The sequence below is a fragment of the Sulfitobacter alexandrii genome, from assembly GCF_001886735.1.
GTDB lineage: Bacteria > Pseudomonadota > Alphaproteobacteria > Rhodobacterales > Rhodobacteraceae > Sulfitobacter > Sulfitobacter alexandrii.
The window spans coordinates 2,332,989-2,354,181 of the sequence record NZ_CP018076.1 but is presented as its reverse complement, the minus strand read 5'-3'; the positions used below and the strand labels follow the sequence as shown (position 1 = coordinate 2,354,181).

Here is a 21,193-nt window from a genome sequence, read left to right as displayed (position 1 = left end):
ACGCTCTATGTCGTGTCGACCAAGGGGCAATTGCACGCCTACCGCTAATGGTCTAAAGCGCGAAGTTCAGGGGCCGCACCGGCCCCGGCGGAGCGTTGTGAGCCATGTCCTTTACCCTTGCCATCGTGGGCCGACCCAATGTGGGCAAGTCCACTTTGTTCAACCGTCTGGTGGGCAAACGCCTTGCGCTGGTGGATGACCAGCCCGGCGTGACCCGCGACCTGCGCGAGGGTGCGGCGCGGCTTGCCGACCTGCGGTTTACCGTGATCGACACCGCGGGGCTCGAGGAAGTCACCGACGACAGCCTGCAGGGCCGGATGCGCCGGCTGACCGAGCGCGCCGTCGACATGGCCGACATCTGCCTCTTCATGATCGACGCCCGCGTCGGCGTCACGCCTTCCGACCTCGTCTTCGCCGACATCCTGCGCAAGCGGGCCGGGCACGTGATCCTTGCGGCCAACAAGGCGGAAGGCAAAGCGGCGGATGCCGGTGTGATCGAAGCCTATTCGCTGGGTCTGGGCGAGCCGATCCGCCTGTCCGCCGAACACGGCGAAGGGCTGAACGATCTCTATTCCGCGCTGATGCCGCTGGCCGATTCCTACGCGGAGCGGGCCACGGAGGACGCCCCGGAAACGGATGTGGAACTGCCCGAGGACGACGACGAGATCACCGACACCGTGCCCCAGCCGACCGAGGCCAAGCCGCTTCAGGTCGCGGTGGTGGGGCGGCCCAACGCGGGCAAGTCGACGCTGATCAACCAGATCCTCGGCGAGGACCGGCTGCTGACCGGCCCCGAGGCCGGGATCACCCGCGACGCGATCTCTCTGCGCACCGACTGGAACGGCGTGCCGATGCGCATCTTCGATACCGCCGGGATGCGCAAGAAGGCCAAGGTACAGGAAAAGCTGGAGAAACTCAGCGTCTCCGACGGGCTGCGCGCGGTCAAGTTCGCCGAGGTCGTCGTGGTGCTGCTGGACGCCGAGATCCCCTTTGAACAGCAGGACCTGCGCATTGCCGACCTGGCCGAGCGCGAGGGCCGGGCGGTGGTCGTCGCCGTGAACAAATGGGACATCGAGGAAGACCGGCAGGCCAAGCTCAAGGCGCTGAAGGAGGCGTTCGAGCGTCTGCTGCCCCAGCTGCGCGGGGCGCCTCTGATTACCGTCAGCGCCAAGACGGGCCGGGGTCTCGACCGCCTGCACGACGCCATCATGCGCGCCTACGAGGTCTGGAACCGCCGAGTGACGACCGCGCAGCTCAACCGCTGGCTGTCGGGCATGATGGAGGCGCATCCGCCCCCCGCGCCGCAGGGCAAGCGGATCAAGCTGCGCTACATGACGCAGGCCAAGACGCGGCCGCCCGGCTTCGTCGTGATGTGCAGCCACCCGGACAAGGTGCCGGACAGCTACAACCGCTATCTGGTCAACGGGCTGCGGATCGACTTCGACATGCCGGGTACGCCCATCCGCCTCTGGATGCGCGGCCAGAACGACGCGAACCCCTACAAGGGGCGCAAGAAGGCCGGACCATCGAAACTGCGCAAGCATACCGAGGGCCGCCGCAAGGACTGAACCGGAGCTGCCGGGCAGCAGGACCGGCGTCGGTCAGGGCCGCCGCGCGGCGCGGATCGTGGGCACCGACAGGATCACGATCCCGCCGATCGCGAGGTAGGCGACCGAGGGCGCCGTGCCCCAGTCCGCCACCGCCACCGCGATCAGCGCCCAGATCACCGCGATCCCGTAGGTCGGCGCACGGCGCAACGACGCCTGCACGAAACAGGCGAGGAATATGGCCAGCGCCACGAATACCAGCGCCGCCACCTGGGTATCGAGCCAGCCGTAGCCTCCCGCCAGCAACCCCAGCGAGACGCAGGACGCCGCCGAAAGCCACCCGGCGTACAGCCCTACCGGCAGCGCGGCCCAGGGCGTGTCCGCGACGGGGGCCATGAACAGCGCGGCCAGCGCGCTCAGCAGCATCACCCAGATCAGCACCGTCGCCCAGACCGGGCTGGCCACCGCGACGGCCAGCCAGAAGCTGCCCACCGCGAGAGACAGGCACAGCGGCAGACGCATGTCATGCCACTGCCCATCGCGCGGGGCGCGCAGCATCCCCCAGCCGAGGCCGAGGATCAGCCAGACGTAGATCACGCTCCAGATGGCAAAGGCATAGCCCGCCGGCTGGACCGGGGGATCTTCCTGCGGGATCGGAAACTGGTCGGGATCGAACCCCGCGAAGCCGTCGACGAGAAACGGAGAGACGGCAAAGGCGACGGCCAGCAGGAAACACAGGACGGCAATGGCAGGGCGCAGGGCAGGGGTCATCAAGGGGCCTTCCGTTCGGGATCGTTCCCCACAGATAGCGGCCCGCCGCCCCAAGGCAACGGGCCCCAGCGCCGGCTCAGCGCAGGGTGCCGTCCGCCCCAAGCAGCGTCTTGCCGCCCAGATAGGGCGCCAGCGCTTCGGGAAGCTGGACGGAGCCGTCCGCCCGCTGGCCGTTCTCCAGCACCGCGATCAGGCAGCGCCCCACGGCAAGGCCCGATCCGTTCAGCGTGTGCAGGAACTGCGGCTTCCCGCCGTCCTTGGGCTTGAACCGCGCGTTCATGCGCCGCGCCTGGAAATCGCCGGTGGTCGAAACCGAGGAAATCTCGCGGTAGGTGTTCTGCCCCGGCACCCATGCCTCGATATCATAGGTGCGCCGCGCGCCGAACCCCATGTCGCCGGTGCACAGGATGACGGTGCGATAGGGGATCCCCAGCGCCTCCAGTATGCCTTCCGCGCAGCGCAGCATGCGCTTCTGTTCCGCATCGCTTTCATCGGGGTGGGTGATGCTCACCATCTCGACCTTCTCGAACTGGTGCTGGCGCAGCATGCCGGCCGTGTCGCGCCCCGCGCTGCCCGCCTCGGAGCGGAAGCACAGGGTATGCGCGGTGTAGCGGCGCGGCAGGTAGCTTTCCTCGACCACGTGGTCGGCCACGATGTAGGTCAGCGGCACCTCGGAGGTCGGCACCAGCCACATGCCGTCCTCGGTGCGATAGCTGTCCTCCCCGAACTTCGGCAGCTTGTCGGTGCCGTACATCGCGTCGTCCTTGACCAGCACCGGCGGGTTCACCTCGGTCAGCCCGTTCTCGTCCACGTGGGTGTTGATCATGAACTGCGCCAGCGCCCGGTGGATGCGCGCCACCGCCCCCGACAGCAGCACGAAACGGCTGCCGGAAATCTTGGCCGCCGTGTCGAAATCCATCGCCGCCGCGACGCCGTCGATCTCGAAATGTTCCTTCGGGGTGAAATCGAACGCGGGTATCTCGCCCCAGCGGTTCACCTCGACGTTGTCGGCCTCGTCCGCGCCGTCGGGAACGTCATCGGCGGGCGTGTTCGGGATGCGCGCCAGCATGTCGGTCAGCTGCGCGTCCAGTTCCTTGGCCTCGGCCTGCATGGCGGCCACCTCGGCCTTCTTCTCGCCCACCAGAGCGCGCAGGCGCTCGAATTCGGCCTCGTCGCCCTTGGCCTTGGCGGCGCCGACTTCCTTCGACGCCTTGTTCTGCTCCGCCTGCGCCGTCTCTGCGGCCGAGATGCGCGCGCGGCGGGCCTGGTCCAGCTCCAGCACCGCCGCGGACATGGGCGCCTCGCCGCGCCGGGCCAGCGCGGCGTCAAGGGCGTCGGGGTTCTCGCGGATGGCGCGGATGTCGTGCATGGGATGCGTCCTTAGCTTGCTATACTTCCCAAAAGGTTGGTGGCTTTAGACCGAGTTCTTTGAGTGAAGACAACCACTCTCTTCTGAATTCAAGCTCTGGTTCTAACGATGTGGACAACTTCGTAAAGCGATCTTGAAGCTCTTGGTCGATCTTGGTCGGCCGACCTCCCCATAGTTGCTTGGATGGGCCTTCGGCAATCCCTTTGAGTTCAGTTACGTCTGTATTCTGAAATCTCGCGTGAGTAGCATCTGCATCTTGGTGGAAGTATACATGGTAGGGGGAGGCACGGTACCAATCGGTAGCTGTTAAATTTGCCCCGTTAAAATTGGTCCATCGCATTTTCGACGACCATAGCCTGCACCAAGAAAGGTCACTCGCTCCGAAGAATGCGGCTGAAAGGTTAGCGGCACTTAGGTCAGAGAATGACAAGTCTATGGCCGCAGCTCTTGTAGCCTGCAATGATGACCTGACAAATTCGCAGTCTCTAAACGATCCTTGAAGCTCCGCTCCATCCATACGGCTCTGTGTAAAATCGGCGTCGTCAAACTTTCCAATTAACTGGCAGAATTGTAGATTGCTATCGCGAAGGTCGATTTTGTATCCCTGTTGACTTTCCAGATCTGCTTGAGCAGCGTTCCTCCGCCCGATGACAATGAGAACCGCTTGTATATCCAACCTTGGTTTTGGAAGCTGTCTCGCCCAACGTTCCAAATTTTCTTGATCGAACTCGGTCGGTTTAATTCCAAGAGTGTCGGCGTCCTTGTATTTTGAGTGCTGAAACGCGGCTTCCGCGCTTAACCCCTGACCGTCTGAAGTGTCCTCAGTCAGTTCGTCGAAAACCTCATGAGGGCTTCGTCTCGCCATTCTAACTGGTGCGTTCTCGCGTACATATGCACAGAGAATTTCCATGATTTGCACATGGTCTCGCAGGCTATCTTGAGCGATCCGCTCCATTGCATAAATTGCGCCCAACCTGACTTCTAGGTTGACTACATTTACGGGGTAATTTGTCCAAGCTGTAGGTTGCAAGTCTTGCGCATGCTCGGGCACCTCGAAGTTATCGCCTTGAAACTCGAATTTCCGGAACAGCTTACCACTAACTTGATAGCTAATATCTCTTCCCAGCTTATTGAGCGTTTTTTCTGTTCCCAGACCTTCAATGGCTTTGTTTAAGCGATCGGTGATTAGCCCTTGTTCAGCTACATCGACCTGTTTCTGTGCCACCACCGACCGCCAGACCACAAATGGCGCGCCGATCATCGCCACGATGATCCCGGTCAGACCGAATTTCGCGAAACCGTCCTGCGGCACTTCGCCAAAGACAGCCATGCCCAGCAGCTTGAACGCAGCCGCAATCGCGAGGCAGAAAAGCCCGCCGACGATCAGGGTTCCCGCGACCGTTATCAGCGGCCCGATTGCGCGGGCCTTGTGCCAGTCGAACTTATCGGCGAGGCCGAACCACGCCCGCACGCTGATTTCTTTCCTGTCCAAGAGCGCGTTCCCTAACAACCTCACGCAGGATCACCCGCCCTGCGCCCATCTGTCCACCCATTCATTGCCCTTTCCGCCTTGCACATATGCTGTGCCGCGCTTAGGTTCCGGCCAAATTCGCGGTCGCGCCTTTGGGGTCGGCCGGCCCCACCCAGAAGGACCATCTCCATGCAAGGTTTTGAGCAATTCGTGCCGCTGATCCTGATCTTCGCGATCATGTATTTCCTGCTGATCCGTCCGCAGCAGAAAAAGGCCAAGGAACATCAGGCGATGGTCGCGGGCCTGCGGCGCGGCGACCAGGTGGTGACGCAGGGCGGGCTGATCGGCAAGGTCGTCAAGGTCAAGGAAGACGGCGAGATCGAGGTGGAAATCGCGGACGGCGTCAAGGTCCGCGTGGTCCAGTCCACCATCGCCACCGTGGTGTCCAAAACCGAACCGGCGAAGTAATTCCGCCGGCCCACGCCGAGACGCAAAGGCCAAACCATGCTCCAGATTGATCTGTGGAAGCGCATACTCATCATCCTGACCTGCGTGGCGGGACTTTGGGTGGCTCTTCCGAACGCGTTCTACGGCCCCGTGGAGCAGCACAACGATGCCGCCCGCGCGATCGAACAGGGCGGGGCGACCCCCGAACTCGACGCGCAGCTGGCGCTCTGGCCCGAATGGATGCCGTCGGGCCTCGTCAACCTCGGTCTCGACCTGCGGGGCGGTGCGCATCTGCTGGCCGAGGTGCAGGTGCAGGACGTCTACAAGAGCCGGATGGAAGCCACATGGCCCGAGGTGCGCGATGCCCTGCGCGATCTGACGCCGGTCCGCCGGCAGGAGGCGCCGGACGGCCAGTTGCAGGTGCGGCTGCAGGACCCCTCCGTCATGCCCGAGGCGCTGCAGATCGTCCGTGACCTGTCGCGCCCGGTCCAGACCCTGACCGGCGCGGGGGCCAGCGACATCGAGGTGTCGGGCAACGACGGGCTGATCACCATCACGCTGTCCGAGGCCGAAAAGCAGGCCACCGACGAGCGCACGATGCAGCAGAGCCTCGAGATCATCCGCCGCCGCATCGACGAGGTCGGCACCCGCGAACCCACCATCCAGCGGCAGGGCGCGGACCGCATCCTGATCCAGGTGCCCGGCATCGGCTCGGCTTCCGAGCTGAAGGACATCATCGGCACCACCGCGCAGCTCACCTTCAACCCCGTGATCAGCCGCGGCACGGACGCCAACGCCAGCCCCGGCATCGGCAATTCGCTGCTTCCGTCGCTGGACAACGAGGGCGAATACTACACCGTCGAAACCGCCCCCGTCGTCACCGGCGAGGAACTGGTGGATGCGCAGCCGTCCTTCGACCAGAATGGATCGCCCGCCGTCAGCTTCCGGTTCGACACCACCGGCGCGCGCAAGTTCGGCAACTACACGGCCGAGAACATCGGCTCGCCTTTCGCGATCGTGCTCGACAACGAGGTGATCAGCGCCCCGGTCATCCAGAGCCACATTCCCGGCGGGTCCGGCATCATCACCGGCAACTTCACGGTCGAGGAATCCACCAATCTCGCGGTGCTGCTGCGCGCGGGCGCCTTGCCCGCGGGGCTCACCTTCGTCGAGGAGCGCACGATCGGCCCGGAACTCGGACAGGACAGCATCGATGCGGGCAAGCTCGCCACGGCGGTGGCCTTTGCGGCCGTGCTGCTGTTCATGGGCGTGACCTATGGCCTCTTCGGTCTCTTCGCGAACCTCGCGCTCATCATCAACGTGGGCCTGATCTTCGGCCTGCTCAGCCTGATCGGCGCGACCCTGACACTGCCGGGCATCGCCGGGATCGTGCTGACCGTGGGCATGGCGGTGGACGCCAACGTGCTGATCTTCGAACGCATCCGCGAAGAACTGAAAACGGCAAAGGGGCCCGCGCGGGCGATTTCGCTGGGCTACGAACGCGCGCTCAGCGCCATCCTCGACGCCAACATCACCACGTTCATCATTGCCACGATCCTTTTCGCGCTCGGCTCCGGCCCGGTGCGGGGGTTCGCGGTGACACTCGGCCTCGGGATCGTGACATCGGTCTTCACCGCCTATTTCGTGACGCGCCTCATGGTGGTCATGTGGTTCGAACGCCGCCGTCCCAAGACGATAGAGGTCTGACATGCGCCTGAGACTGATTCCCGACGACACGAGCATCGACTTCTTCAAGTACGCGCCAGCGACCTTCGGCGCGTCCTGCGTGGCCATGGTCCTGGCGCTGGTGGTCTGGTTCGTCATGGGCCTGAACTACGGCATCGACTTCCAGGGCGGCACCAGCCTGCGCACCGCCAGCGACGCGCCGGTGGATGTGGCGGAATACCGCGCCGCGCTCGACCCGCTTCAACTGGGCGATGTGACGATCTCCGAAGTCTACGACCCCACGAGCGACGGCACCCGCCACGTGGCCATGGTGCGGATCCAGTCGCAGGAAGGCCAGGAATCGGCCACCCCCGAGCTGATCGCCAGCATCGAATCCGCCCTGCAGACGGTGGCTCCCGACATCCAGTTCACCTCGGTCGAATCCGTCGGCCCCAAGGTCTCGGGAGAGCTGATCACCACCGCGCTGATCGCGGTGGCTGCGTCCCTCGGCGCGATCCTGATCTACATCTGGCTTCGCTTCGAGTGGCAGTTCTCGGTCGGGGCGGTCGCGGCGCTGTTCCATGACGTCATCCTGACGGTCGGGATATTCTCGCTTCTGCAGATCCGCTTCGACCTGCCGGTGATCGCGGCGATCCTGACCATCATCGGGTATTCGATCAACGATACCGTCGTGATCTTCGACCGCCTGCGGGAGAACCTGAGAAAATACAAGAAGCGCCCGCTGCGCGAGGTCATGAACCTGTCCGTCAACGAGACCCTGAGCCGGACGATCATGACCTCGGGCACGACGCTGCTTGCGCTGATCGCCCTGCTGGTGCTGGGCGGCGACGTGATCCGCGGCTTCGTCTTTGCCATCACCTGGGGCGTCGTCGTCGGCACCTATTCCTCCGTCTACGTGGCCAAGAACGTCGTGCTCTATCTCGGGGTCAAGCGGGACTGGTCGAAGCCGGACGCCAACGCGGGCAACCAATACGCCAACATAGATGCCTGATGTCCTCGCCGCCGCCGGATCGACCGCGGGTCTGGTCTGGCTGGTGGCGGCGGTCATCGTCGCGGGCCTGATCCGGGGCTTCACCGGCTTCGGATCCGCGATGATCATCATGCCGGTCGCGGCCTCCGTCCTCAGCCCCGTGCAGGCGGTCATCTTTCTGGCCGCCACGGAATTGCTGGGTCCGCTGCCGAACCTGCGCGCCGCATGGCGTGACGGCGCGCCGCGCGACGTGGGGCTCCTGATGATCGGGGTCGTTCTGGCCCTGCCGCTGGGCCTGTGGTGCCTGTCGCGCATCTCGCCCGAGGGGTTCGGCTGGTTCATCTCGGGCGTCGTGCTGCTTCTGCTGGCGCTGCTGGTTTCCGGCTGGCGCTACCGCGGCACGCTAACCCGTCGCCTGACCGTGGCCACCGGGGCGCTCGGCGGTTTCATGACGGGCTTCTCCGGTATCCCCGGTCCGCCGGTCATCATGCTCTACATGGCCAGCAGCCTGCCGATCGCCACCATCCGGGCGAATTTCCTGCTCTACTTGCTGGCGGTGGACATCCTGCTGTTCGCCGTGCTCTGGCTCACCGGCCTCATGGTATGGGAGATCATAGTCCTTGGCCTGCTCATCGGCATTCCCAACCTGATCGCCAACCGCCTCGGGGCCATGCTGTTCGATCCGGCGGCCGAACGGGTTTTTCGGCTGGTGGCCTATATCGTCATTGCCGCATCGGCTATCATCGGGCTGCCGATATGGAAAGGGATGTGACATGCGCCTGAACGAGATCGTCTTTAACGATGCCAAACCCGTCGAAGGCTACGGCCCCGGATTCTTCCGCATCGGCGGCGAGGTGATACACGGACCGCTGATCGTGGGTCCGGAGGGCATCCGCGCGTGGAACGGGCTCGAGGATCTCGAGCCGCTGCTGGCCCTGCGCGGGCAGATCGACGTGCTTTTCGTAGGGACCGGGGCGGACATCGACCACCTGCCGGAAACGCTGACCGGCCCGCTGGATGCGGTGGGCATCGGGGTCGAGGCGATGGCCTCTCCCGCCGCGTGCCGCACCTACAACGTCCTGCTGAGCGAGGGGCGCCGCATCGCCCTCGCGCTGTTGCCGGTCTGACCCGCACCCCATGACCCTGCGCGCCACCGATCTTGCCGTTGCACGGGGCGGTCTGCCGGTGCTCACCGGCGTCGGCTTTGCGCTGGAACCGGGGCAGGCCCTGATCCTGCGCGGACCGAATGGCGCCGGCAAGACGACATTGCTGCGCGCCGTCGCCGGGCTGCAACCGGTGCTGGCGGGCCGTATCGAAGGGGCGGAGGACCGGGTGGCCTATGCCGCCCATGCCGACGGCCTGAAGGCCATGCTGACGGTGACCGAGAACCTCGCGTTCTGGGCGCGTGTCTTCGGCACAAAGGACATCGGCGCCGCGCTGGACGCTTTCGACCTGCACGGGCTGGCCGACCGCCTTGCCGGTACGCTGTCCGCCGGTCAGAAACGCCGGCTGGGCCTAGCGCGGCTGCTCGTCACCGGGCGGCCCGTATGGGTGCTCGACGAACCGACCGTATCGCTGGACACCGGCGCGGTGGCGCTCTTTGCGGATGCGGTGCGCGCCCACCTGCGCCGCGGCGGATCGGCGTTGATCGCCACCCACATCGACCTCGGACTGGAGGCGACGGTGCTCGACATCGCGCCCTTCCGGGCCAATGCCACCACCCGTGCCGGGGCCAGCGACGAGGCCTTCCTGTGAGGGCGCTGCTCTGGCGTGATCTGGCGCTCGCGCTCCGTGCCGGGGGCGGCTTCGGCCTCGGGCTCGCCTTCTTCCTGATCGTCACGGTTCTGGTCCCCTTCAGCGTCGGCCCCCAGCCCGACCTCTTGCAGGCCATCGCGCCGGGTGTCCTGTGGCTGGGGGCCTTGCTCGCCTGCCTTCTGTCGCTCGACCGTCTCCTCGCGCTGGACTTCGAGGACGGCACCCTCGATCTGCTCGCCACGGCGCCCCTCCCGCTCGAAGCCGCGCTGAGCGTCAAGGCGCTGGCCCACTGGCTGACCACCGGCCTGCCGCTGGTGCTGCTGGCGCCCGTGCTGGGGATCCTGCTGAACCTCGCGCCGGCGGGCTACCTCTGGCTGGTGGTCTCGCTGTTTCTGGGCACCCCCGCGCTGTCGGTCATCGGCTGCTTCGGCGCGGCGCTGACCGTGGGGATCAAGCGCGGCGGGTTGCTGCTGTCGCTGCTGGTGCTGCCGCTCTACGTGCCGACGCTGATCTTCGGGGCCGAGGTCGCCCGGCGCGGTGCCGCAGGGCAGGAGGTCGGCACCCCCTTGCTGATGCTGGCCGGGATCACCTGCGCCACCATCGCCCTGATGCCTTTCGCCTCGGCGGCGGTGCTGCGCATCGGGCTGCGCTGAGGATGCGTGGCACCGGTCAATCCGTCGCGCCGTCGTGTATTGAGCAGCGCCGCGCGGCAGAGTAGGAGTACCGCATGTCGATCTGGAGCTATGCAAATCCGGTGAAGTTCCTCACCCTCAGCGCGCGGGTCCAGCCCGTGCTCTGGGTCGTGTCGCTGTCCTGCGTCGCCGTCGGGCTGGCCTGGGGCTTCTTCGGCACGCCCGACGATTACCGGCAGGGATCGACGGTCAAGATCATCTACCTTCACGTCCCGTCGGCCCTGATGGCGATCAACGCGTGGTTCATGATGCTGGTGACCTCGCTGATCTGGCTGATCCGCCGGCACCATGTCAGCGCGCTGGCCGCCAAGGCCGCCGCCCCCGTGGGCGTGGTGATGACGGTCATCGCGCTGCTGACCGGCGCGATCTGGGGCCAGCCCATGTGGGGCACCTGGTGGGCCTGGGATCCGCGGCTCACGTCCTTCCTGATCCTGTTCCTGTTCTACCTCGGCTACATCGCCCTCTGGGAGGCGATAGAGGATCCCGACACCGCCGCCGACCTGACCTCCATCCTGTGCCTCGTCGGCTCGGTATTCGCCGTTCTCAGCCGCTATGCCGTGCGGTTCTGGAACCAAGGCCTGCACCAGGGCACCTCGGTGCCGGTGGCCACCGGCGGGCGCAGCGTCGATGACGTTTTCTTCTACCCGCTGGTGCTGAGCATGGTGGGCTTCGGCCTGCTGTTCGTGGCGCTTGTGTTCTACCGGACAGGCACCGAGATCCGGCTGCGCCGCGCGGCCGCGCTGCGCGCACGGGTGGGCAGGGCCGCATGATGCCTGATCTGGGAAAATACGCGGTCGAGGTGCTCTCGGCCTACGCGGTGTCGCTGCTGCTGCTGCTCGTGCTCGTGCTGTGGACGCTGCGCCGGGGCCGCGCCGCCCGCGCCACGCTCGACGCCGCCGAAAGGGAGACCGGACGCCATGGTTAAACCCCTGATGATCGCGCCGCCGCTGGTCTTTGCCGGCTTCGTGGCCCTCGCCGCCGTCGGCATGTTCCGCGACGATCCTGAGGGGCTGCCCTCCACGCTTGTCGGACAGGCCGCGCCCGGCGTGCCGGAGGCCCCGCTGGAGGGCTTCACGCCCGCCACCGCCGACATGCTCGCCTCCGGCGAGGTCACGCTTGTCAACTTCTGGGCCAGCTGGTGTCCGCCCTGCCGGGCCGAACATCCCAAGCTGTTGCAGATGGCGGAGGACGGCATGCCCATCGTCGGCATCAACTTCAAGGATCAGGAAGGCAACGCGCGGGACTACCTGCAGGACGACGGCAACCCCTTTGTCGGGGTGGGGTTCGATCCGCAGGGGCGCACGGCGATCGACTGGGGCGTGACGGCCCCGCCCGAGACCTTCATCCTTGATGGCGACGGCACGGTGCTGTTCCGATTTGCGGGGCCGTTGGTCGGCAGCGACTACGAGCAGCGGTTCCTGCCCGCGCTGAACGCTGCGCGCGAGGGGGGCTGACGCCTGCCGTCATCGGCAGGTCGCGCCGCGCGTCGGGTCAGAGCCTGTATCCGCCGGAAACCGTGATCGTCTCGCCGGTGATGAAGCCCGCGGCATCCGACACCAGAAAACGGACAACGCGCGCCACGTCCTCCGGCACGCCGATGCGCCCCAGCGCAGTCTCGTTGACGAAAGCGGCGATCAGATCAGGCGGGCGGGGGGGCTCCGGCCGCTCGATGGCGCCGGGTGCCACGCCGTTCACCCTGATCCCGCGCGGGCCCAGTTCCTTGGCCATGGCACGGGTCCAGGTATTGAGCGCGGCCTTGCTGGCGGAATAGGCGGCCGCGCCCCGCGCGGGAAAGACCGCGTTCACCGACGAGATGTTCACCACGCAGGCCCCCGGCGACAGGTGGGGCAGGGCAGCCCGCAGAAGGGCCATGGGGGCCGCCACGTTGACCGCGTGGTTCAGCGCCGGATCGCCGTCGTCCATCTCGATCGCGCCCGCGTTGTTGACGATGACGTCAAGCTGCCCGAATTGGGCGATGACCGCGTCGATGATCCGGTCCGCGCTCGCAGGGTCGCTCAGATCGGCCCGGATCGCCTGCACCGCCGGCCTTTGGGACAGCAGCGCATCCGGCGGCGTGCCGTGATGGGTGATGGCGACGGCATGATCGGTCGCCAGATCATGGGCGATGGCCCGGCCGATCCCCCGCGCCGCCCCGGTGACAAGGGCCACTTTCATCCGGCACGCCTCCCATGAAATTTACCCGAATTAAGCAATAGCCGATCCGCGGATGGGTCGGCACGCGGGCATTCCCGCCCACGAAAAGGCCCGCCGCGACTAACGCGGCGGGCCAGAACAGGATCGCTCCTTAGCGGCAATTACTCCGCCGCGATGGCATCATCCTTGGCAAGATCGCGCAGCACGTAGTGCAGCACGCCGCCGTGCTCGATGTATTCGATCTCGATCGCCGTATCGATGCGGCACTTGATCTTGATCTCCTTCTTGGACCCGTCGGCCATGGTGATCTCGCAGGGCACTTCTTGGAGCGGCTTGATGGTGTCCAGCCCGGAAATGCTCACGGTTTCCTCGCCGGTCAGACCCAGTGTCTTGCGGGTGTCGCCGTTCGTGAACTCGAAGGGGATGACGCCCATCCCGACGAGGTTGGACCGGTGAATCCGCTCGAAGCTTTCCGCGATGACCGCCTTGACGCCCAGCAGGGCCGTCCCCTTGGCCGCCCAGTCGCGGGACGAGCCCGCGCCGTACTGTTCGCCGCCGAAGATGACCAGCGGAGTGTCCTTTTCCTGCCAGGCCATCGCGGCGTCGAAGATCGAGGTCTGTTCGCCGTCGGGGCCCTTGGTGTAACCGCCCTCGACGCCGTCCAGCATCTCGTTCTTGATGCGGATGTTCGCGAAGGTGCCGCGCATCATCACCTCGTGGTTGCCGCGGCGCGAGCCGTAGGAGTTGAACTCCCGCACCGGCACCTGGCGTTCGACCAAGTACTGGCCGGCGGGGGTGCTTTCCTTGAACGATCCCGCCGGGCTGATGTGGTCGGTGGTGATCATGTCACCCAGCACGGCGAGGACGCGGGCGTTCTCGATGTTGGTGATCTTGCCCGGCTCCGGCGACATGTCCTGGAAGTAGGGCGGGTTCTGCACGTAGGTGGACTGCGGCGGCCAGTCGTAGGTCTTGGCATCCGTGGTTTCGACCGACTGCCACTTCTCGTCGCCCTTGAAGACGTCGGCGTACTTCTCCTGGAAGCTTTCGCGCGTGACGGTCTGTTCCACCAGCTCCGCGATTTCCTGTGTCGAGGGCCAGATGTCCTTGAGATAGACGTCGTTGCCGTCCTTGTCCTGCCCGATGACACCACCGGCGAGGTCCACGTTCATGTCGCCCACCAGTGCATAGGCCACCACCAGCGGCGGAGAGGCGAGGTAGTTGGCGCGCACGTCCGGCGAAATCCGCCCTTCGAAGTTGCGGTTGCCGGACAGCACCGATGTGCCGATCAGGTCGTAGTCGTTGATCGCCTTGCTGATCGCGGGCTCCAGCGGGCCGGAGTTGCCGATGCAGGTGGTGCAGCCGTACCCCACGAGGTTGAACCCGATCGCGTCGAGGTCTTCCTGCAGGCCCGCGGCCTCTAGGTAGGCGCTGACGACCTGGCTGCCGGGTGCGAGGGACGTCTTGACCCAGGGCTTGCGGGTCAGGCCCAGCTCCCGCGCCTTGCGCGCCACCAGGCCGGCCCCGATCATGACATAGGGGTTCGAGGTGTTGGTGCACGACGTGATCGAAGCGATCACGATGGAGCCGTCGTGGATCTGGTAGTTGCCGTCCTCGGTCGCCACGTAGCCGCGCTGGTGGTTGCCCTCGTCACCGGGGATCTCGCGCGGTTCGGGCTGGCCGCCTTCGCCTTCCCAGCGGACTTCCTCCTTGGCCGACGCGTCCTTGCCGGAGCGTACCCCCTTGACGTAGTCCCTGAACGCCGTGTGCGCCTCGGTCAGCGCGATGAAATCCTGCGGGCGCTTGGGGCCCGAGATCGCGGGAACGATGGTGCCCATGTCGAGCTTCAGCGTGTCGGAATAGACCGGCGCATAGGTCTCGTCGCGCCACATGCCGTTCTCGCGCGCATAGGCTTCGACCAGCGCGATGCGGTCTTCGTCCCGGCCCGTGGTGCGCATGTAGCGCAGGGTTTCGTTGTCGATCGGGAAAAAGCCGCAGGTGGCGCCGTATTCGGGTGCCATGTTGGCGATGGTCGCCCGGTCGGCCAGCGGCAGGGAGTCGAGACCGTCACCGTAGAATTCGACGAACTTGCCCACCACGCCCTTTTCACGCAGCATTTCCACGACCTTCAGCACGAGGTCGGTGCCGGTGGTGCCTTCGATCATCTTGCCGGTCAGCTCGAAGCCGACGACCTCGGGGATCAGCATCGAGATCGGCTGGCCGAGCATCGCCGCCTCGGCCTCGATCCCGCCGACGCCCCAGCCCAGAACGGCCATGCCGTTCACCATGGTGGTGTGGCTGTCGGTGCCGACCAGCGTGTCGGGATAGGCGACCTCTTCGCCGTTCTGGTCCTTGTCCGACCAGATCGTCTGCGCGAGGTATTCAAGGTTCACCTGGTGGCAGATGCCGGTGCCGGGCGGCACCACGCGGAAGTTGTTGAACGCCTTCTGGCCCCACTTGAGGAAGGTATAGCGTTCGATGTTGCGCTCGTACTCGCGGTCCACGTTCATCTGGAAGGCACGCGGGTTGCCGAATTCGTCGATCATGACCGAGTGGTCGATGACGAGGTCGACAGGGTTCAGCGGGTTGATCTTGTCCGCGTCGCCCCCCAGCGCCACGAGCCCGTCACGCATCGCCGCAAGGTCCACCACGGCCGGAACGCCGGTGAAATCCTGCATCAGCACGCGGGCGGGGCGATAGGCGATCTCGCGCGGGTTCTTGCCGCCCTTGGCCGCCCATTCGGCAAACGCCTTGATATCGTCAACCGTGACGGTCTTGCCATCCTCGAAGCGCAGCATGTTCTCCAGCACGACCTTGAGCGCGGCGGGCAGCTTGGTGAAATCGCCCAGCCCGGCCTCCTGTGCCGCCGGAATGGAATAATAGGCGATCTTCTGATCGCCCGCGCTGAGGGTCTTGCGGGTCTTGGCGGTGTCCTGACCGACGTGAATCGTCATGGAGGGGCTCCCTTGGCTGTGAAAGGTGGCAGTGCTTGACGCCTAGATGGCCTATTGCCGTCCGCGTTTCAATGATAATCCCCGGCGTCGGCCATAAATTGTATACTATTGTATACTGGAGCGCGCTTTCCCGGCGCTTCTCCGTTTCAAGAAACATTGATTGGTTATTTCAGGAGGGCGTGGATACTACTGGCCGGGTCGCTTACCTGCCGAATGGAATCAGATGAAACACCTGCTGCCCCTCGTCACCGCGTTGTGTCTGGCCGCCGCGCAGCACGCCGCCGCGCAGGAGAGCCCGGTGGTGGTGGAACTCTTCACCTCGCAGGGGTGTTCGAGCTGCCCGCCGGCCGATGCGATCCTCGAGGAACTGGCGGAGCGCGAGGACGTGATCGCGCTGGCGTTGCATGTGGACTACTGGGACTACATCGGCTGGGAGGATCCCTTCGGCGATCCGGCGCACGCGGAGCGGCAGCGCACATACGCGCATCAGGCAGGGCGCAAGTCCGTCTACACGCCCGAGATGATCGTGCAGGGCCAGACCGATATCGTGGGTGCCAAACCGATGAAGTTGAGCAAGGCCATCGCGGACCACAGCCAGCGCCCCGCGCCCGCGGCGCTTCAAATCGCGCGCGACGGCGACACCCTGCGCATCGAGGCGCAGGCGCGTGGTGCCCTGACCGGGCCGGTGCAGGTTCACATGCTGCGGTACACGCCCACGCGGACCACGGCCATTGAGCGGGGCGAGAACCGGGGCAAGACGCTGACCTATGCCAATATCGTCGAGGGCTGGCAGGTACTGGGGCAGTGGGACGGTCAGGCGCCGCTTTCGATGACGGCGGATGTCACCGGCGACAAGCCGTTGGTCGTGATCCTTCAAGGTGCCGAGGCCGGCCCGATCCTCGCGGCCCAGCGGCTTCGCTGAGGTCGGACGGGCGGCTATTCGTCGGGGCGCCAGCGCCGGTGGACCCAGAACCACTGCTCGGGGTTGGCGCGCACCCGCGCGCTCAGGCTGTCGTTCAGCGCTTGCGTCATCGTTTCCGGGTCGCTGTGCGGCACGGGCGATTCCATCACGCTGCGAAAGCTGACGCCATCGGGCTGCCGGATGCTGTAGAAAGGGATCAGCAGCGCATCGTAGCGAAGGGCGAGTTCCGCCGCCGAGACGGCCGTGCGCGCGGGCGCGCCCATGAAGTCGAGGATCGGCGCGAACTGCACGTGCTGGTCGAACAGCAAGACAAGCTGACCGCCGTCGCGCAGGTGGCGCACGAAACCCGCCGTGCCGCGCCGCCCCTGTGGAAAGACCGGCCCGCCGAAGGCTTCCATCGTCTTGACGTAATGCGCGTTGAAATACGGGTTCTTCATGTCCCGGTAGAGACCGCCGATCGCGTGGCCACGGGCGACGAGCGCGGCACGGGTGGCCTCGTAGTTGCCGAAGTGGCCGGTGACCAGGATCACCGGCTGGCCGCGTGCGGCGGCCTCTTCCAGTGCGGCGAGGCCCGGTCCTTCGGGTGTGATCCCGGACATGCGCGCCGGAAAGTCGGCCGCCGAATAATTCTCGATGAAGGTGCGGCCGGCATTGTCGAGACAGCCCGCCGCGATCTCGCGCCGCCGTTCCGGCGAAAGGTCCGGGCAGATCCGGCCGAGATTGTCGAGCGCGCGCCGGCGGTATCCGGCCACCGGCCCGAGCACCCGGCGCATCAGCGCCCCGACAAAGCGCACCCGGGTCTCGTAGGGCAGGGCAAGCGCACAACGGATGATCCCCACCGCGAGGGCGTTGGTCATGTAGTGACCGAGCTTGCGCATGAAGCTGGAGGGGGCGGGAGAGGAGGCGGGCATGGATCCGGGTCTTTGGGACGGGTCGGTCTGACATAGCCCGCGCGACGCGGCACAACAAGACCGGCAGCCCGCAAGCTCAGTCGGCGTCCTCGGCGTCTTCCTCCGTCAGCAAGAGCAGATCCCCCGCCGCTTCCATCCGGCGGATGGTGCCCACGACCTCGGTCATCGCCGCCTCTGCGTCCGCCGGTTTGATCTTGCCGGCCTCGGCGATCTCCTCGCGCAACTGGTCGGCCATGCGGCCCGACATGTTGTCGAGGATGAAGTCCCTTGTCGCGGCGAAACCGGCCGCCTCCGCGCCTGCAAGGGCGGTCAGCAGACTGTCTGGCGGCACCTCCCGCAGGAGGCGCGGCACGTCCCGTCGGGCCACGCGGGTGGGGATGTTGGCGAAGGTGAAGATCGCCTTGCGGACGGCGTTGGCAAAGCCCTGGTCGGTTTCGTCGAGCCCGGTCAGCACGTCGTCGCGCGTCAGCGTGCTGGATGAGTTCAGGATCGCCCCGACCCGCGCCACGGGGTCGCTGTCGAAGGCGCGGGGGGGCTGGGCGTCAAGCTGCATCGCCAGTGCGACGCCGATCCGGTCCACCGCGTCGGGGGTCACCGCGCTGGTCAGGGACACCGCGTAGGTAATCCGCCGCGCCTGGGGGCCGGGCAGCCGGCCCAGCAGGTCGGCGGCAAGGGGAACCGGCAGCTTGGCCAGCATCACGGCCGCGACTTCCACGCTTTCGTTCTGCAGGACGGGCAGGAGACGGTCCGCCCCCAGTTCGCGCAGGCGGGCCCAGGGATCGCCCCATTGGCGCACACCGGCTTCCTTGCGCAGGCGGAGTGCGGTCTGCTGGCTGATCCTGCCGTCGAGCACCTCGAGCGCGCCGGCGATGCCGGCCGGGAAGGACAGGCCGATGCGCTCGATCTCGGCGGCGAATTCGGCGGCCACGGCGGCCAGCGTGTCACGGTCCACGGACCGCATTTCCCCCATCTGCTGGGTGAGTGCCACCTGCAGGTCGTCCGGCAGATCCTCGAGCGGAAGTTCCGCGCCCTCGTTCAACAGCAGCCGCACGACGACGGCGGCCTTGGCGCGCCGGCTGAGAGTGACCGGCGCGCCCGTCGTTTCCGAGGAGGTCGCGAGCGGAGAAATGGAGCCGATCGGCACCATGTCGTTCATCTGGCTGTCCCTTTCTGTCACGGGGCGCTTGTGACAGCAAAGAGTGAAGGAAGCCTGAAATCAGTAGCTGAAAGTGCGCCCTGTGGCGATGGCCTGCCGCAGCGACGCCTCGGCCCATGTGCCGGTGCCGCCGTGAGCCCGGATCGCCCTGAGTTGCGCCAGCGCCGCAGAGACATTGCCCGCCTCGACGAACCCCTGGCCCATGTAGGAACGCGCCAGCACGTTGTCCGGGTTGACCACGAGCGCCTCGCGGTAATAGCCCATCGCCGCTTCTGCATGGCCCATCTTGCGGTGCGTGAAGCCGAGATAGGTGAGCGTGCGGTCATCGTCTTGCGGCATCTCGGCAAGGATCACCTGGGCATCCGCGTAGCGGCCGGCGTAGGCCAGTTCGCGGACCGTCTCGTACAGGGTGTCGGTGTCGAGCTGGCTGTCCTTGGCGACGATGCAGGTTTTGGTCGCCTTGTCGTAGACCTGTCCGGTCTCGCATTTCGGCTTCTTCGGTGCCGTCTCGTTGCCGCCGCCGGCGGCATGCGCGGCAGTGGTGGCGAGGGGAAGGGCAAGGGCGGTGGATAGGATCAGGGCCTTCATGGAAGAAACTCCGCGTATTCTGTGACTGTCATACTGATTAACACGATGGAAAGCGTGACGGGGCGAGCAAAAAGCGCAGGGCCCCCGAACACTGTTGCGTGAACGTCCGGGCGGCCGACCCGCGCCCGTCGAAAAGAGCGCCGCACGCGACGGCGCCCGCTGGTCTTTCAAGTGGCCGCTTTTCAGGTGCTGAGCGGCAGGCAGGTCTTGGTGGCGCTGTCGTAAGCCGTGCCGGCGGCGCAGGACATCGCCTGTTTCTCCTTGCCGTACATGCAGCCGGAGGCGAGCGCGAGGCTCGGCGCGGCGGTGAGGGCAAGGGCAATCGCAAGGGTCTTGATCTTCATGGTCCGTCTCCTTTTGGTTGATTGCTCAAATCTACACCGAGCGCGCAACATTTCAAAGAATTACGGTGCCGCTGCGTCAATTCGGAGCGGTTCTGCCCACTTGCCGGGCGCGGGGTGGGGGATTACCCCCCCTCAGGCCGGGTCGCCGAACACGCGGGCAAAGATCGTGTCCACGTGCTTGGTGTGATAACCCATGTCGAATTTCTCTTCGATCTGGTCCTTGCCAAGCGCCGCGACCACGTCGGCATCCGCCAGCAGCTCTTCCTTGAAATCCGTGCGCTGTTCCCAGACCTTCAGCGCGTTGCGCTGGACCATGGCATAGGCGTCCTCGCGGCTCACGCCGGCTTGCGTCAGTGCCAGCAGCACGCGCTGCGACATCACGAGGCCGGGGAACTTGTTCATGTTTTCCAGCATGTTCTCGGGGAAGATGATCATCTTGTCGATCACGCCGGTCAGCCGCGCGAGCGCGAAGTCGAGCGTCACGGTGGCATCCGGGCCGATCATCCGCTCGACCGAGGAGTGGGAGATGTCACGCTCGTGCCAGAGCGCGACGTTTTCCATCGCCGGGATCACCGACATCCGCACCAGACGGGCGAGGCCGGTCAGGTTCTCGGTCAGGACCGGGTTCTTCTTGTGGGGCATGGCCGACGACCCTTTCTGCCCGATGGAGAAGAATTCGGCCCCTTCCAGCACTTCGGTGCGCTGCATGTGGCGGATTTCGATCGCGACGTTCTCGATCGAGGAGGCAACGACGCCGAGGGCCGCGAAGAAGGCTGCGTGCCGGTCGCGGGGAATCACCTGCGTGCTGATCGGCTCCGGTATCAGTCCCAGCTTGTCGCAGACATGCGCCTCGACGCGCGGGTCGATGTTGGCGAAGGTGCCCACCGCCCCGGAGATCGCGCCCGTCGCCACCTCTTCGCGCGCGGTGCGCAGGCGGCGCAGGTTGCGGTCCATCTCGGCGTAGAAGCGGGCAAAGGTCAGGCCCATGGTCGTCGGTTCCGCATGGATGCCGTGGCTGCGACCCACGCGCAGGGTGTCCTTGTGTTCGATCGCACGGCGCTTGAGCGCGGCCAGCAGCGCCTCGACATCCGCGATCAGAAGATCGGCGGCGCGGACGAGCTGCACGTTCAGGCAGGTATCCAGCACGTCCGAAGAGGTCATCCCCTGGTGGACGAAGCGCGCCTCGTCGCTGCCCACGTGTTCGGCCAGATGCGTGAGAAAGGCGATCACGTCGTGCTTGGTCACCGCCTCGATCTCGTCGATGCGGGCCACGTCGAATTCCACGTCTTTCGCCTTCCACACCGCTTCGGCGTTCTCGCGCGGGATCACGCCGAGGTCCGCCATCGCATCGCAGGCATGGGCTTCGATCTCGAACCAGATGCGGAACTTGGTCTCGGGCGACCAGATGGAGACCATTTCGGGGCGGGAATAGCGTGGGATCATGGGGCACCTGTCCGGA

Annotated in this window: 22 protein-coding genes; 12 read left to right on the top strand and 10 right to left on the bottom strand. The window is 65.8% G+C overall.

Annotated features, from left to right (window positions below):
* Positions 1 to 104 precede the first annotated feature (104 nt).
* On the top strand, positions 105 to 1,568 hold the full coding sequence (der, locus tag BOO69_RS11585) for a ribosome biogenesis GTPase Der (protein WP_071972308.1): 1,464 nt from the start codon (positions 105 to 107) through the stop codon (positions 1,566 to 1,568).
* Between the two features lie 33 nt (positions 1,569 to 1,601).
* On the opposite strand, the gene BOO69_RS11580 is transcribed toward der, so the two are convergent.
* The 3 genes from BOO69_RS11580 to BOO69_RS23045 all read right to left on the bottom strand — a co-directional run bounded on the left by BOO69_RS11580 (position 1,602) and on the right by BOO69_RS23045 (position 5,179).
* A complete protein-coding gene (locus BOO69_RS11580; RefSeq protein ID WP_071972307.1) occupies positions 1,602 to 2,318 on the bottom strand; it encodes a tryptophan-rich sensory protein in 717 nt (238 codons plus the stop codon).
* A 76-nt stretch (positions 2,319 to 2,394) separates the two neighbouring features.
* Positions 2,395 to 3,687 carry a serine--tRNA ligase gene (gene serS, locus BOO69_RS11575; protein ID WP_071972306.1) on the bottom strand — a complete coding sequence of 431 codons (1,293 nt, stop codon included), beginning with the start codon at positions 3,685 to 3,687 and terminating at the stop codon, positions 2,395 to 2,397.
* Between the two features lie 19 nt (positions 3,688 to 3,706).
* Complete coding sequence (locus BOO69_RS23045; protein WP_156874916.1) at positions 3,707 to 5,179, bottom strand: pentapeptide repeat-containing protein; 1,473 nt, start codon at positions 5,177 to 5,179, stop codon at positions 3,707 to 3,709.
* Between the two features lie 168 nt (positions 5,180 to 5,347).
* Between BOO69_RS23045 and yajC the strand changes: the two genes are divergently transcribed.
* The 10 genes from yajC (at position 5,348) to BOO69_RS11520 (ending at position 12,162) form a co-directional block, all read left to right on the top strand.
* Positions 5,348 to 5,626 (top strand): preprotein translocase subunit YajC, encoded by a 279-nt coding sequence (gene yajC / locus BOO69_RS11565; RefSeq protein WP_071972304.1) that lies wholly within the window; start codon positions 5,348 to 5,350, stop codon positions 5,624 to 5,626.
* A 36-nt stretch (positions 5,627 to 5,662) separates the two neighbouring features.
* Positions 5,663 to 7,312, top strand: coding sequence for a protein translocase subunit SecD (gene secD, locus BOO69_RS11560; protein WP_071972303.1), 1,650 nt, complete (start codon positions 5,663 to 5,665; stop codon positions 7,310 to 7,312).
* Between the two features lies 1 nt (position 7,313).
* Positions 7,314 to 8,282: a protein translocase subunit SecF gene (gene secF / locus BOO69_RS11555; protein WP_071972302.1), complete on the top strand. Its 969-nt coding sequence runs from the start codon at positions 7,314 to 7,316 to the stop codon at positions 8,280 to 8,282.
* On the top strand, positions 8,275 to 9,033 hold the full coding sequence (locus BOO69_RS11550) for a sulfite exporter TauE/SafE family protein (RefSeq protein WP_071972301.1): 759 nt from the start codon (positions 8,275 to 8,277) through the stop codon (positions 9,031 to 9,033). Before secF ends, BOO69_RS11550 begins: the two co-directional genes overlap by 8 nt.
* 1 nt (position 9,034) lies before the next feature.
* Complete coding sequence (locus BOO69_RS11545; protein ID WP_071972300.1) at positions 9,035 to 9,388, top strand: Mth938-like domain-containing protein; 354 nt, start codon at positions 9,035 to 9,037, stop codon at positions 9,386 to 9,388.
* A 10-nt stretch (positions 9,389 to 9,398) separates the two neighbouring features.
* On the top strand, positions 9,399 to 10,016 hold the full coding sequence (gene ccmA, locus BOO69_RS11540) for a heme ABC exporter ATP-binding protein CcmA (protein ID WP_071972299.1): 618 nt from the start codon (positions 9,399 to 9,401) through the stop codon (positions 10,014 to 10,016).
* On the top strand, positions 10,013 to 10,669 hold the full coding sequence (gene ccmB / locus BOO69_RS11535) for a heme exporter protein CcmB (RefSeq protein WP_071972298.1): 657 nt from the start codon (positions 10,013 to 10,015) through the stop codon (positions 10,667 to 10,669). The genes ccmA and ccmB overlap by 4 nt, the downstream gene beginning before the upstream one ends.
* Before the next feature lie 74 nt (positions 10,670 to 10,743).
* Positions 10,744 to 11,478, top strand: a complete 735-nt coding sequence (locus tag BOO69_RS11530; RefSeq protein WP_071972297.1) for a heme ABC transporter permease — start codon at positions 10,744 to 10,746, stop codon at positions 11,476 to 11,478.
* A complete protein-coding gene (ccmD, locus tag BOO69_RS11525) occupies positions 11,475 to 11,633 on the top strand; it encodes a heme exporter protein CcmD (protein WP_071972296.1) in 159 nt (52 codons plus the stop codon). Before BOO69_RS11530 ends, ccmD begins: the two co-directional genes overlap by 4 nt.
* Complete coding sequence (locus tag BOO69_RS11520) at positions 11,626 to 12,162, top strand: DsbE family thiol:disulfide interchange protein (RefSeq protein WP_237267445.1); 537 nt, start codon at positions 11,626 to 11,628, stop codon at positions 12,160 to 12,162. Before ccmD ends, BOO69_RS11520 begins: the two co-directional genes overlap by 8 nt.
* A 37-nt stretch (positions 12,163 to 12,199) precedes the next feature.
* Here the strand turns inward: BOO69_RS11520 and BOO69_RS11515 are convergent, their stop codons facing one another.
* Both BOO69_RS11515 and acnA read right to left on the bottom strand, forming a co-directional pair.
* Positions 12,200 to 12,883, bottom strand: coding sequence for an SDR family NAD(P)-dependent oxidoreductase (locus BOO69_RS11515; protein WP_071972294.1), 684 nt, complete (start codon positions 12,881 to 12,883; stop codon positions 12,200 to 12,202).
* Between the two features lie 140 nt (positions 12,884 to 13,023).
* Complete coding sequence (gene acnA, locus BOO69_RS11510) at positions 13,024 to 15,813, bottom strand: aconitate hydratase AcnA (RefSeq protein ID WP_071972293.1); 2,790 nt, start codon at positions 15,811 to 15,813, stop codon at positions 13,024 to 13,026.
* 223 nt (positions 15,814 to 16,036) lie between these two features.
* Between acnA and BOO69_RS11505 the strand changes: the two genes are divergently transcribed.
* On the top strand, positions 16,037 to 16,735 hold the full coding sequence (locus BOO69_RS11505; protein WP_071972292.1) for a DUF1223 domain-containing protein: 699 nt from the start codon (positions 16,037 to 16,039) through the stop codon (positions 16,733 to 16,735).
* Between the two features lie 14 nt (positions 16,736 to 16,749).
* Here BOO69_RS11505 and BOO69_RS11500 read toward each other — a convergent pair whose 3' ends face one another.
* The 5 genes from BOO69_RS11500 to purB all read right to left on the bottom strand — a co-directional run bounded on the left by BOO69_RS11500 (position 16,750) and on the right by purB (position 21,177).
* Positions 16,750 to 17,646 (bottom strand): lysophospholipid acyltransferase family protein, encoded by an 897-nt coding sequence (locus tag BOO69_RS11500; RefSeq protein ID WP_071972291.1) that lies wholly within the window; start codon positions 17,644 to 17,646, stop codon positions 16,750 to 16,752.
* Between the two features lie 76 nt (positions 17,647 to 17,722).
* Entirely contained in the window at positions 17,723 to 18,802 is a 1,080-nt protein-coding gene (locus BOO69_RS11495) for a FliG C-terminal domain-containing protein (protein WP_071972290.1), read from the bottom strand.
* 60 nt (positions 18,803 to 18,862) lie between these two features.
* Positions 18,863 to 19,390, bottom strand: coding sequence for a hypothetical protein (locus BOO69_RS11490; RefSeq protein ID WP_071972289.1), 528 nt, complete (start codon positions 19,388 to 19,390; stop codon positions 18,863 to 18,865).
* A gap of 182 nt (positions 19,391 to 19,572) precedes the next feature.
* A complete protein-coding gene (locus tag BOO69_RS23250; protein WP_172839531.1) occupies positions 19,573 to 19,734 on the bottom strand; it encodes a hypothetical protein in 162 nt (53 codons plus the stop codon).
* 132 nt (positions 19,735 to 19,866) lie between these two features.
* Positions 19,867 to 21,177 carry an adenylosuccinate lyase gene (gene purB / locus BOO69_RS11485; protein ID WP_071972288.1) on the bottom strand — a complete coding sequence of 437 codons (1,311 nt, stop codon included), beginning with the start codon at positions 21,175 to 21,177 and terminating at the stop codon, positions 19,867 to 19,869.
* Between the last annotated feature and the right edge of the window lie 16 nt (positions 21,178 to 21,193).